General features: G+C 64.0%; 10 protein-coding genes. 4 read left to right on the forward strand and 6 right to left on the reverse strand.

Annotated elements, in window-relative coordinates; translation table 11 throughout:
* Positions 1-46: 46 nt before the first annotated feature.
* Both RLO07_RS14850 and RLO07_RS14855 read right to left on the reverse strand, forming a co-directional pair.
* On the reverse strand, positions 47-3,094 hold the full coding sequence (locus tag RLO07_RS14850) for an efflux RND transporter permease subunit (protein ID WP_462292922.1): 3,048 nt from the start codon (positions 3,092-3,094) through the stop codon (positions 47-49).
* A gap of 28 nt (positions 3,095-3,122) precedes the next feature.
* Positions 3,123-4,193: an efflux RND transporter periplasmic adaptor subunit gene (locus tag RLO07_RS14855; RefSeq protein ID WP_462292923.1), complete on the reverse strand. Its 1,071-nt coding sequence runs from the start codon at positions 4,191-4,193 to the stop codon at positions 3,123-3,125.
* 218 nt (positions 4,194-4,411) lie between these two features.
* On the opposite strand from RLO07_RS14855, the gene RLO07_RS14860 reads away from it, so the two are divergent.
* A complete protein-coding gene (locus RLO07_RS14860) occupies positions 4,412-6,070 on the forward strand; it encodes a DUF3336 domain-containing protein (protein ID WP_462292924.1) in 1,659 nt (552 codons plus the stop codon).
* Positions 6,071-6,091: 21 nt separating this feature from the next.
* Here the strand turns inward: RLO07_RS14860 and RLO07_RS14865 are convergent, their stop codons facing one another.
* From RLO07_RS14865 to RLO07_RS14875, 3 genes are all read right to left on the reverse strand, one after another.
* Positions 6,092-6,724, reverse strand: coding sequence for a flavin reductase family protein (locus RLO07_RS14865; protein WP_462292925.1), 633 nt, complete (start codon positions 6,722-6,724; stop codon positions 6,092-6,094).
* A 14-nt stretch (positions 6,725-6,738) separates the two neighbouring features.
* The gene (locus RLO07_RS14870; RefSeq protein WP_462292926.1) at positions 6,739-7,098 is read right to left on the reverse strand and encodes a thiol-disulfide oxidoreductase DCC family protein; all 360 of its coding nucleotides are present in this window, start codon (positions 7,096-7,098) and stop codon (positions 6,739-6,741) included.
* A gap of 61 nt (positions 7,099-7,159) precedes the next feature.
* Positions 7,160-8,179 (reverse strand): phosphotransferase family protein, encoded by a 1,020-nt coding sequence (locus RLO07_RS14875; protein WP_462292927.1) that lies wholly within the window; start codon positions 8,177-8,179, stop codon positions 7,160-7,162.
* 184 nt (positions 8,180-8,363) lie between these two features.
* Here RLO07_RS14875 and RLO07_RS14880 point away from each other — a divergent pair, with 184 nt between their 5' ends.
* Positions 8,364-10,064, forward strand: coding sequence for a class I adenylate-forming enzyme family protein (locus RLO07_RS14880; RefSeq protein WP_462292928.1), 1,701 nt, complete (start codon positions 8,364-8,366; stop codon positions 10,062-10,064).
* Here the strand turns inward: RLO07_RS14880 and RLO07_RS14885 are convergent, their stop codons facing one another.
* Positions 10,065-10,838, reverse strand: a complete 774-nt coding sequence (locus RLO07_RS14885; RefSeq protein WP_462292929.1) for a ferredoxin--NADP reductase — start codon at positions 10,836-10,838, stop codon at positions 10,065-10,067.
* Positions 10,839-10,955: 117 nt separating this feature from the next.
* Between RLO07_RS14885 and RLO07_RS14890 the strand changes: the two genes are divergently transcribed.
* A complete protein-coding gene (locus tag RLO07_RS14890) occupies positions 10,956-11,840 on the forward strand; it encodes a LysR substrate-binding domain-containing protein (protein WP_462292930.1) in 885 nt (294 codons plus the stop codon).
* A gap of 33 nt (positions 11,841-11,873) precedes the next feature.
* The gene (locus RLO07_RS14895; protein WP_462292931.1) at positions 11,874-12,422 is read left to right on the forward strand and encodes a SprT family zinc-dependent metalloprotease; all 549 of its coding nucleotides are present in this window, start codon (positions 11,874-11,876) and stop codon (positions 12,420-12,422) included.

The following is a 12,422-nucleotide window of genomic DNA, read 5'->3' on the forward strand; positions in this document are numbered from 1 at the left end:
TTATCCGTACCCTCTGTGCGGGGGGCTTGCGCCCGCGACGGCCGTTTCAGGTAAACGAAACCTGGACGCCGGGGCGCGAAATGACCTGCTGTTGCCGCAATGGCAGGTAGTAGGCGGGCAATACAAACAGGGTAAACAGCGTCCCCACCAGCATGCCGGCGGTGATCACCAGGCCGATGCTGAAGCGGCTGTTGGCGCCGGCGCCGGTGGCAATCACCAGTGGCAATACGCCGAGCACGGTGGCGAAGGTGGTCATCAGGATCGGGCGCAGGCGCAGGGCCGCCGCCTCCAGTACCGCATCCCGGTGGCTGCGGCCGTCCTGGCGCAGGTTGTTGGCGAACTCCACGATCAGGATGCCGTGCTTGCTGATCAGGCCGATCAGGGTCAGCAGCCCGATCTGGGTGTAGATGTTGAGCGTGGCGAAGCCCAGGGCCAGCGGCACCGTAGCGCCAAAGATCGACAGCGGCACTCCCACCAGCACCACCAGCGGGTCGCGGAAGCTGTTGAACTGGGCCGACAGGACCAGAAAGATCAGGATCAGGGCCAGGGTGAACAGCAGCGGGAAGGAGGCGCTTTCCTCAATGAAGCGCCGGGAGCCACCGGTATAGCCGGCGCGGAAGCCGCTGGGGGCAATCTCCTGCAGTTTTTCCTGCAGGAAGATCAGCCCATCCCCCAGCGAGTTGGGCGGCATCATCATGCCCTGGATCGTAGTGCTGTTGAGTTGCTGGTACTGGCTCAGCTCATTGGGTTCCACCCGTGAGCCCAGGGTCACCAGCGCCGACAGGGGCACCAGCTCGTCACTGGCGGTGCGCAGGTAATATTGCTCCAGCGCCTCCCGGGTGAGACGGAAGTCGCGGCCGGCCTGGGGAATGACCTTGTAGCTGCGGCCCTCGAGTTCGAAGCGGTTGATTTCCGCCTCGCCCAGCATTACCGCCAGAGTCTGGCCGATCTCCTCCATGGAGACACCCAGGCGCGATGCCAGCGGCCGGTCTATGCGCACTTCGATTTCGGGCCGGTCCAGGGCCAGGGTCTGGTTGGCGAAGATGAATAGTCCCGATTCGCGAGCTGCTTCCAGCAATGTCACGCCGACCTGGTAGACCTCGCTGTGATCGGCCGTGGAGGCGACCACGAAGCTGACTGGCAGCCCCGCATCCGAGCCCGGTAGCGAGGGAGTCCCGAAAGAGAAGGCCTCCAGCCCGGCGATGCTGCCCAGCCGCTGCTGGAACTCGGCCTGTATCTCCTGCTGGCTGCGCTCGCGCTCGCTCCAGTGGTGCAGGGTCAGGCCGCCGAAGTTGAACTCCGGGGAAACCACTTGCCAGGAGTGGCTTACCTCGGGAATCTCGCGCCAGATGTCCACCACCTGGTCCAGAAAGCGGTTGATGTACTCCAGATTGGCGTAGCGGGGTGTGCTGCCGACCACGTAGAGGGCGCCGGTATCCTCTTCCGGCGCCAGTTCCTCGCGCGTCAGCGAGAACAGCAGCGGCAGGCTGGCAATGAGCACCATGCTGAACATCAGCACCGCGCCGCGGTTATCCAGGCAGTGTGCCAGCAGGCGCTGATAGGCCAGGGTGAAGCGTTCGAAATGGTGATCCAGCCAGTTGGCAAAGCGCCCCTGGTGCGCCTGATCCTTGAGCAGCCGCGAGCACATCATCGGGCTCAGGGTCAGGGCGATAATGCCCGAGACCATGACGGCGCCGGCCAGGGTCAGGGCAAATTCGCTGAACAGGGTGCCGGTGAGACCGCCGATAAAGGCGATGGGTGCATAGACCGCGGCCAGGGTGAGGGTCATTGCCACTACCGGCCAGGCGACCTCGCGCGCACCCTGGATGGCCGCCTCCATCGGCGCCATGCCGTGCTCGATGTGGCGATGGACATTCTCCACCACCACGATGGCGTCATCCACCACCAGGCCGATGGCAATCACCATCGCCAGCAGGGTCAGCAGATTCAGGGAGAAGCCGAGGCTGAAGATCAGGAACACCACGCCAATCAGGGACAGCGGGATAGCGACCAGCGGTATCAGCACCACCCGCAGCGAGCCCAGGAACAGGTAGATCACCAGAATGACAATAAGCACCGCTTCCAGCAGGGTGTTGCGCACTTCCTTGAGCGCGGCGTCAATCGCGATGGTGCCGTCCCAGTCCAGGTAGAGCTCCAGGTCCGCGGGCAGCGCCGCGGTGATAGCGGGCAGGGCGCCGTGCACGGAGGCGCTCACAGCCAGCGGGTTGGCATCCGGGGTGGTGGTGATGGAGATGAAGGTGGCCTCGCGGCCGCTGGAGAGGGTCTGAAACTGGCTGTTTTCTTCCGCCAGTTCAATGTCGGCGACATCGCCGAGACTGACCTGGCGGTCATCCCGCTGGAACACGGTGAGCGCGGCGAATGCTTCCGGTGTCTGCAGGTCCGTGCGCGGATCCACGGTGGCCCGGATCAGTTCACTTTCGGTGCTGCCGGCCGTGGCGATGAAGTTGTCCCTGCTTATGGTAGCGTGGACATCACTGGCGGTAACGCCGTGGGCGGCCATGCGCAGCGGGTCCAGCCAGATCCGCATCGCCGGAAACCTGCCCCCCAGGATCTCGGCCTTGCCAACGCCCTCCAGGGTGGCGAGCTCCGGTTGTACGCTGCGCGCGAGGTAATCGGAGATTTCCGCCGTACTCATCTGCTCGCTGTAGAACGCGAGGTAGATCAGGGCATCGTCGCCGCCACCGGTGGTCACCACCGGGTCATAGACCTCACGGGGCAGCTGGAACCGGGCCTCATTGACTTTGGCGATGACTTCGGTGAGCACGTCGCTGCTGTTTTCGCCCAGACGCACATGGACGCTGATTTCGGAATTGCCGGGGTTGCTGGTCGAGGTCATGTACTCGACGCCGCGTGCGCCGGCAATGGTGGTTTGCAGAGGCGTGGTGACGAAGCCCTGCACCGAGCGGGCGCTGGCGCCGGGATAGACTGTGACCACGCGGATGACGCTGCGCTCGACCTCGGGAAATTCCCGGATCGACGTTCTGTTGGCCGCCGCGATGCCCAGCAACAGGATCAGAGCGCTGACCACGAGCGCCAACACCGGGCGCTGGACAAAGGTATCGGTGAAGCGCACCCTCAGGCTCCTGTATCGCGGTTGCTGATCACAGCGGCGCGTTTTCGTCTATCTGGATGCTGGCGCCGCGGTACAGCTTGTTCTGGCCCGCGGTCACTATCCGCTCTCCCGCCGCCAGACCTTCAAGAATGGCGATCCGGCCATCGGCCGCGGCGCCGATGCGCACCACCCGTGGTTGTACCTGCAGGCCGCCTTCCTCGCCCGGCTCGATCACGAAAATGGTGTCGCCGCTGGTGGAGTAGGTGATGGCGGTCTCCGGCACGCTGACCCGGGCCTCGGTCCGGTCCAGGTCGATGCTGACCCTGGCAAACATGCCCGGCAGCAGGCCTGCACTCTCGCGCAGCTCAGCCCGCAACAGCAGGCTGCGGGTGTCGGCATCCACCAGCGAGTCCAGTGCCGTGAGGGTGGCAGTGAACAACCGCTGCTCATACCCGGGCACTGCAACCCGCAGCCGCAGGCCGGGCCGCAGCAGCGGCGCGAAGCGGCCGGGAACCGCAAAGTCGACTTCCAGCGTGTTCAGGTCCTGCAGGCTCGCTACCCGGGTCCCGGCCTCGACATAGTCACCAACCCGGGCCTGGACGATACCCACGGTGCCGGCGAACGGCGCCCGCAACTGCTTGTTGGCGAGCACGGCTTCGGTCTCCGCCAGCTGCGCCTCGGCCACCGCCAGATCAGCCCGGGAGCGGTCGTACTGGGTCTGGGGGATGGACTTCTGCTCCAGCAGGCGCGCATCGCGCTCAAACAGCAGTCGCGCCAGCTCGACAGCAGCCCGCTGGCGCTCGCGGCTGGCCAGCTCTGCGCGGTCGTTCAGTTGCAGCAGCAGTTGTCCTGCTGCCACGCGCTCTCCCGAGCGCACCGCGATCGCTGTTACTTCGCCGCTTTCTTCAGTGCTGAGCTCGACCCCGCGGGCGGCCCGGATGCTCCCGGTCGCCGTCAACGTCTCTGGCCACAAGCTTTCTGCAGCAGTCGCCGCAGCGACAGTGATCGGTGGCTGGCTGACGTCCTGGTTCGCAAAGCCGGTAAACTGTTGATAGAGGTAGGCGGCAATCGCGCCGAATATCAGCAGCAACAGGGCGAGGGCAATGAGGTAAGCGCGCAAAACGGGTCTCTTCTTTTTTTGGTTGCCGACGGTGGCGTGTGGGTCGCCGTCGGTATCGTATTCTAGGGACTTTGGGCGGCGCCTGCACCGATTGAAAATGTAACAATGACCAACTCGGAGCCACTACCGCCCGGTGTCGCTGTGGCCTGATTCAACCTGTGCCCGGCCTTGGGTTTGCAGTATGCTAGCTGTAGGTCAAGTGGCAGAGAGGTCAGCCCGTGAGAACATCCCGCAAACTAGCCCAGCTGGAACGGCAAATGGCCGCCTGCAATTCTTACGCTGAATGGTGCGAGGCGGCGCTGCAGCACGATGAGCTGTCCGGCATGCGGCGCTGGCGCGAAGTCGACCAGACCCGGCAGTACGACTACAGCCAGATCCGCCTGCGCCTGGACCGGCTGCGCAGCCTGCGTTCGCGCCATGACTACCAGGGCCTGCTGTTTACCCTCAACGAGGGCATTCACGGCAACATGGGCGGCATGGGGCGCAGCACTCTCTACCAGCGCGCCAAGTTTGGCACCAAGCACCTCATAGAGCAGTACATCGACGAGGTGGATGACTCGCTCCGTTTCCTGGCGGAATTGAAGAGTGATGACGTCACGCTGCAACAGAAGCTGGACTTTTTCTACCGCGCGAACATCTGTTTCGGTCGCTCGGCGCTGATGTTGAGTGGCGGCGGTGTACTCGGGTTCTATCACCTGGGTGTGGTCAAGGCGCTGCTGGAGCAGGGCCTGCTGCCACGGGTGATTTCCGGCTCCAGCGCCGGCTCGCTGGTGGCAGGCGTCGTGGGGACCCATAGTGATGCCGAATTGGAGCACTTTTTCGACCCCGACAATGTGCACTTTGAGGCCGAGCGCGAGGCGAGCGTTTTTTCACGGATGTTTTTTGGCCGCAATCCCCAGATCGACGTACACGACCTGGAGAAAATCATCGCCCGCCTGGTGCCGGAGATGACATTCCAGGAGGCCTACGAGAAGACCGGGCGCCAGATCAGCATTACCGTGGCGCCGGCGGAGACGCACCAGCGCTCCAGGTTGCTGAATGCCATTACCTCGCCCAATGTCTATGTGCGCTCTGCGGTGATGGCGTCCTGTGCTGTCCCCGGCGTATTCCCGCCGGTGATGCTGATGGCGAAAAATGCCCACGGTGAAGCCCAGCCCTACCTGCCTACCCGCAAGTGGGTGGACGGCTCCATTGCCGACGATCTGCCAGCCAAGCGGCTGTCGCGCCTGTACAGCACCAATCACTACATCGTCAGCATGGTCAATCCCATCGCCACCCCGTTTCTGCGTGGCAATCGCAAAACCAGTGGCTTGACCGCGGCACTGGGCAGCCTGGGTGTCGGCATTGGCCGCGAAGTGCTGAATTTCTACCGTGGCATGGTGCAGAAGAAAGGCGATAACTGGCCCCGCTTCAATCTGCTGATGAACGGCATTCATTCGCTGCTGGACCAGGAGTACAGCGGCGACATCAATATCGTTCCCAGTTTCCGCTGGTACAACCCGGCGAAGATCCTGTCCCACCTCTCCGAGAAGGAACTGGTGGAATTGATGCATGGCGGGGCGCACTCGGCCTTTCCCAACATCGAGACTATCCGCATCTGTACCAAGATCAGCCGCACCATGGAGGAGATCCTGCACCGCTTCGAGTACGGGGATCTCAGGCCCAACTCCGAGGAGTACCGCCGGCCGCGGGCGTCCCGGCGTCGGCCGCCGCCCACCCGCGCGGACCGCGAGTCACAGCGGGACCTGGTTGGCGTTGTCGATGCAACGGCAAAACCCCGGCGCCGGGCCAAGGCCAGTCGCAAGAAGGTAGCGCCTCCCGGGTCACGGGGCGGTAGCAAAAAGAGCGACGGTGGCGGGGACTGGGCTGCGGCCTGATCGCGCCGCCATGGTGCCGGATCAGTCGACAGGCGTTGGCGGCAGATCGGGCTTGGCGTAGGCCATGCGCCGCAGACGGCGGGTATTGTAGTAGCTGTCCAGTCCACTGAGGGCGACGGTGCCCGCGGTGCAGATATCCACCGAGCCGTCATCGCCCAGGCAATCGTCAGGCACCTCGGCCAGCGCGATCTCCCCGATCAGGAAATGGGTATCATTGATCTCCAGCTGCTGGTGCTCACGCAGTTTCAGTCCCATGCGGATTGAGGCTTCGCGGACAAAAGGCGCAGCAAAATCCTCTACCCAGAGCTCCCCAAGGCCGGTGGCCGCAAACTCCGACTGTTCCCGTGGGTAGCGGGCAGCAGTCTGGTGCGCGGCCTCGATAAACTGGTCGCTGACATGGTTGATGGTGTAGCAACCGGTGTCGAGAATGTTGTCCAGCGTGTGCCGTTCCACCGGGCTGGGGCGGATGATCAGCGCCAACAGCGGCGGCTGTGAGCCGAGATGCACGACTGAGCTGATGATGGCCAGGTTGGTTTGACCCTGACGATCCGCGGTGCCGATGAGATTGGCGGGCTTGAAGCCGCTGAGGGAATTGATCAGGGCGGCGCGGTAGCGCGATTCCAGGGCGGCGATGTCCTTGCTGCGGAAGAGCATGTTCGGATTCCGTGTTACGGGTAGAGGCGCCGGTAGCGGCGTTCGGCCCACAGGCGGTAGGCAGCATCGGCAATGGGGCGGATCAGGGGCCAGCGCAGCCAGCGCCACAGGGACCCCAGGCGGGTGTGCTGCCACGCGGCCACGTTGGCATCGATCCCTGTCAGCAGGCGCCCGTCAGCGGTGCGCAGATGCAGGTTGCGCAGGAGCGTTTCCCGGTCCGGAAGTGATGGGTCTGGGTTCAGCGCGTGGATGTCGCGCAGTTGCAGGCCTGCGTCGCAGAGTTTCCCCAGGCGCGCCATTTCTGTAGTGCACAGCGGGCAGCGACCATCGTAGTAGAGGGTGTCTGCGGAATCGTTGTCAGGGTCTGTGTTCACGAAGCAAATATACGCACCCGGCCCGCCGCTGGATGACAGCAGCGCGCCGCGGCGCCGGGCTTCACTCGATCAGCTGTACCGCCAGCCGTGACAGGGGCTCGACAAGATTGCCGCGGGCGTCTGCCTCGGCGCTGGAAGCGGTGCCGATCTGCGCCCGCTTCTTGATACCCTGGACAATGGCCGCCAGCCGGAACAGGGAGAACACCAGGTAGAAGTTCCAGTTGTCGATACCGTCGCGCCCTGTGCGCTCGCAGTAGCGGGCGATATATTCCTCGTCACTGGGGATGCCCAGTGATGCGCGGTCGACACCGGCGAGACCCTTCATGCTGCTGTCCCGTGGCAGCATCCAGGCCATGCACTGGTTGGCCAGGTCCGCCAGCGGGTGACCCAGGGTGGAGAGCTCCCAGTCCAGCAGGGCGATGACCCGCGGCTCGGTGGCGTGAAACATCATGTTGTCCAGGCGATAGTCCCCGTGCACCAGGCTGACAGTGCCGTCGTCCTCGGGCATGTTGGCCGGCAGCCACTTGAGCAGGGTTTCCATGTTCGCCACCGTTTCGGTCTCCGAAGCCCGGTACTGCTTGGTCCAGCGGCCCAGCTGGCGCTCGAAGTAGTTGCCCGGCTTGCCGTAGTCCGCAAGTCCCACGGCTTCGACGTTGACGTTGTGCAGCGCCGCCAGGGTCTGGTTCATGGAATCGTAAATGGCACTGCGCTCGGCATTGTCGGCGGCCTCGGGCAGTACCGGGTCCCAGAGAATGCGGCCATCCATGTATTCCATCACATAGAACATGGAGCCGATGACCGCCTCGTCCTCGCAGAGCACATAGGTGCGGGGCACCGGTACGTCGGTGTCCTGCAGGGCGGAAATGACCCGGAATTCGCGGTCTACCGCGTGTGCGGAGGGCAGCAGTTCGCCCGGTGGCTTGCGGCGCAGGACATAGGACTGGCCGTTGGCGCTGAGTTTGTAGGTGGGGTTGGACTGGCCGCCGGGAAACTTTTCCGCCGTGAGTTCCTTGTCGATTCCTGGGATGTATTCTGCCAGGTAGGCGGCAAGCCGCTCTGTATCCATTTGCTGCGCGCTCATGCAAATCCTTGTTGTCAGAAAAAGGTTAACGAACCAGTCTGGCGCCCGGTTGGCAGGCAGACAATGACGTGCCGCGACAAAAAAATTGACCGCAGGGTTCATGGCGCCGGCGGCGTTGAGCGGACCGCCGGCTCGGGGTATGCTGCCGCCTCCGCGAATCCACAAGTCTAACAGAGGTCAAGTCGTGTACGAACACTTGCAGCAGGCATGGCAGCAACTGACCGCCTCCGGGCAGTTTTTTGAGGTAGAGACCATTGATGTCGGCGGCGTGCCGATTCGCAGCTACAAGCATGCGCCACCCTCCCTGCGCGAGATCTGGCTGAGTACGGCCGGGCACGGTGACAAGGATTACCTCGTCTTTGCCGGCGAGCGCTGCAGCTATGCCCAGGCCCAGACCTTTACCGCCAGTATTGCCCACTGGTTGCACACGGAGGGGGTCAAGCCCGGGGACCGCGTCGCCATTGCCATGCGCAACTATCCCGAGTGGATGCTGGCCTACTGGGCCGTTACCTCCATGGGCGCGGTGGTAGTGGGCATGAATGCCTGGTGGGTCGCCCACGAGATGGAGTTTGCGCTGGAAGACGCGGCGCCGGTCGTGCTGATCTGCGACCGCGAGCGCCTGCAACGGTTCGAAGCGGTGCGCGACAGGTTTCCTGCACTCAGGGTTGTGGCGGTGCGCCTGCAGGACGAGGCCCCGGACTGGGCTGCCGACTGGATGGAGTTGATCAATGCGGAACCGGCGCTGCCGAGCGTCAGCATCGACCCCAATGACGACGCCTGCATTTTCTACACGTCCGGTACCACCGGTCGTCCCAAGGGCGCGCGCCTGACCCACCGCGGCTGCGTCGCCAATATCCTCAATGTCGGTTTCATCAATACGGTGCAGCCCGTGGCCATGGCCCTGGCCCGGGGTGAGGCGCCACCTGCACCCGGTTCGACGCCGGCGCCCAACTCCCTGGTGGCAACGCCCCTGTTTCACGTCACCGCCAACAACTGCGTTGCCCACGCCACGACGGTGGCGGGAGGCAAACTGGTGCACATGTACAAGTGGGATCCGGCCGAGGCGCTGCGACTGATCGAGGAAGAGCGCATTACCACCTTCAACGGGGTGCCGATGATGGCGCGGGAAATTCTCATGCACCCGGATTTTGCCCGTCGCGACACTTCCTCCCTGACCGTGCTCGGGGGGGGTGGCGCTGCGCTGCAGCCGGATCTGGTGGAGAAAATTCAGCAGCGCTCGAAGTCCGCGCGCCCCAACACCGGTTATGGCATGACCGAAACCAGCGGCATTATCGCCGCGGTTTCCGCCGAGTTCTTTGTCGACAAGCCCGCCAGCGTCGGTCCCGCCATGCCGACCTTTGAAGCCAAGTGCGTCGGCGCCAGCGGAGAGGATCTCGGCGCCAACGCGATAGGCGAGCTCTGGGTGCGGGGCGCGCCGGTGATCAAGGGCTACCTGAACCGCCCCGACGCGACCGCAGAGTCGATTACCGATGGCTGGCTGCACACCGGCGATATTGCCTGCATCGACGAGGAGGGCTTCATCTTCCTGGTGGACCGGGCCAAGGACATGGTGCTGCGGGGGGGCGAGAACATCTACTGCGCGGAAGTGGAGAATGCCCTGTTTGCCCACGAGGATGTGGCCGAATGTGTGGTGTTTGCGGTGGCGGATCACCGCCTCGGGGAAGAGGTGGGTGCTGCCGTCCACCTGCGACCCGGTGCCAGCGCTGATCCCGCGCACCTGCGCGCCCACTGCGCCGGCTTGCTGGCGCCCTACAAGGTGCCGCGCTATCTCTGGCTCATGCCCGAGCCTCTGCCGCGCAACGCCAATGGCAAATTCCTCAAGCGTGAGCTGCGGGAGTCCCTGCAGGTAGCCGACGCGCTCTGATCAGCTCTCGACGAAGGCCCGCTCGATCACGTAGTGGGCCGCTGTGCCGTGGCGGGACTCGTTGAAGCCGCGCTCGTTCAGCAGTCGGGTCATGTCCTTGAGCATGCTCGGGCTGCCGCAAATCATGAAGCGGTCCCGCTCCGGGTCGATGGCCTCGAGACCCAGGTCCGTCGCCATTTTGCCGCTGGCGAGCAGGTCTGTCAGGCGCCCTGTGTTGCGGAAGGCCTCACGGGTTACCGTGGGGTAGTAGCGCAGTTTCTGCCGGATGTCCTCGCCGAGGTATTCGTGTGCAGGCAGTTCCCGGGTAATGCTGTCCTGGTAAGCCAGTTCGCTGGCATGGCGGCAGCCGTGGGCGAGAATGATCCTGTCGAAACGCTCGTAGATTGCCGGGTCCTTGATGATGCTGAGGAAGGGCGCCAGCCCGGTGCCCGTGCCCAGCAGATAGAGGTTTTTTCCCGGCAGCAGGTTGTCAGCGACCAGGGTTCCGGTGGCCTTGCTGTTGACCAGCAGTTCGTCGCCGACGCGGATATTCTGCAATCGGGAGGTGAGCGGGCCATCGGCGACCTTGATGCTGAAAAACTCCAGCTGGTCTTCGTAGTTGGCGCTGGCCATGCTGTAGGCCCGCAGCAGGGGCTTGCCCTCCCGTTCCAGCCCGATCATGGTGAAGTGGCCGTTCTCGAAGCGGAAGCCCGGGTTGCGGGTGGTCTTGAAACTGAAGAGACGATCGGTCCAGTGGTGGACCTCGGTCACCTGTTCGCGCAGCAGCGTTGCCATGTCGTGGTCCTCATGTGCGGTTGATAGCCAAGTGTCAGAGCATAGAGCTTTCCCCTATATTGATAAAACAGTTTTTATGAATATAATATATCGATTAAATCAATATAGGGCTCGGTCTTGCGCTACACGCTGCGACAACTGGAGGTCTTTCTTGCCACCGCGCACCATGAGAACGTCAGTCGCGCAGCGGACAGCCTGGCGATGTCCCAGTCAGCCGCCAGCGGGGCGCTGCGTGAACTGGAACAGCAGTTTGACGTGCAGCTGTTCGATCGCATTGGCAAGCGCCTGCGCCTGAGCGAACTCGGCCGCCAGTTGCGCCCGGCGGCAGAGGATCTGCAGGCCCGGGCCCGGACCTTCGAACAGTCGCTGACCGGGGATGAGGTCAGCGGCCGCCTGCAGGTGGGCGCTACATTGACCATCGGCAATTACCTGGCAGTGCCCATGATTGCAGACTTCCGCCAGCGCTATCCAGGTGCCGACATCGCCCTGACGGTGGCCAATACCGCGGCGATCGCCGAGGGGGTGGCGAATTTCGAGCTCGATATCGGCCTGGTCGAGGGCGAGTTCGTGCACCCTGATCTGCACAGTCAACACTGGCAGGCGGACGAGCTGGTCGTTTTTGCCGCCCCCGGTCATCCGCTGGCCCGGCGCCGCGCGCTGAGCGATCGGGACCTGCTGCAGCTGGAATGGATTGTGCGGGAGCCGGGTTCGGGCACCCGCCAGACCTTCGAGCGCGCCATGCACGGCCTGTTGCCGGAGCTGCGGATAGTGCTGGAGCTGCAGCACACCGAGGCGATCAAGCGGGCAGTGGAAGCGGGCCTGGGCGTGGGCTGCCTGTCCAGGATCAGTCTGGTGGAGGCGTTCGCCCGCGGCTCCCTGATGCCCCTGCGGGTGCCCGGCCGGGATTTCAGCCGCCAACTCAACATCGTTCTGCACCGCCACAAGTACCATACTGCAGGTCTCAGGCACTGGCTGCAGCTGTGCCGGGAGCGGGCCCATTAACCCGGCGCCCGGATCCGGTTACACTTTGCGTCCATGACGACATTCATTGCCTCGGAACATCCGCCCAGGGTGCTGCCCATTGGCGCGCAGCAGCGGCAGCAGGTGGTGGCAGCCACCGCGGCCTGGATTGAGCGTGCGGGGCAGCTGCTGGACTTGCCCCTGGCACCGGTGCCGGTGCTGTTTGATCTTCGCGGTGCCACCGCGGGCATGTTTCGCGCCCGGGGCAGGGAATGCTGGATTCGCTTCAATCCCTGGATCTTCGCCAAGCATTTTGACGACAACCTTCACGTGACTGTGCCCCATGAAGTGGCGCATTACGCGGTGTACTGTCAGCATTACCGGCGCCGGGTGCGACCACACGGACCGGAGTGGCAGCGGGTCATGCGGGGTTTCGGCCTGCCCCCGGAGGTGACCTTCAAGCTGGATTTGGCGGGGGTTCCGGTCCGGCGCCAGCAGCGCCACGCCTATCGCTGCGCCTGTCGCGACCACGAGGTATCCACTGTGCGCCACAGGCGCATGCTGGAGGGGCGGGCTCGCTACCTGTGTCGCTACTGCGACGCGCCCTTGCTCCCCGCCCTGTGA

The sequence above is a fragment of the Haliea sp. genome (assembly GCF_040221975.1).
Taxonomy (GTDB): Bacteria; Pseudomonadota; Gammaproteobacteria; order Pseudomonadales; family Halieaceae; genus Haliea.

Coding starts and splice junctions, on each gene's coding strand:
- RLO07_RS14875 (WP_462292927.1), bottom strand. CDS start 8,179: ATGAGCGCGCAGCAAATGGATACAGAGCGGCTTGCCGCCTACCTGGCA.
- RLO07_RS14885 (WP_462292929.1), bottom strand. CDS start 10,838: ATGGCAACGCTGCTGCGCGAACAGGTGACCGAGGTCCACCACTGGACC.
- RLO07_RS14865 (WP_462292925.1), bottom strand. CDS start 6,724: ATGCTCTTCCGCAGCAAGGACATCGCCGCCCTGGAATCGCGCTACCGC.
- RLO07_RS14895 (WP_462292931.1), top strand. CDS start 11,874: ATGACGACATTCATTGCCTCGGAACATCCGCCCAGGGTGCTGCCCATT.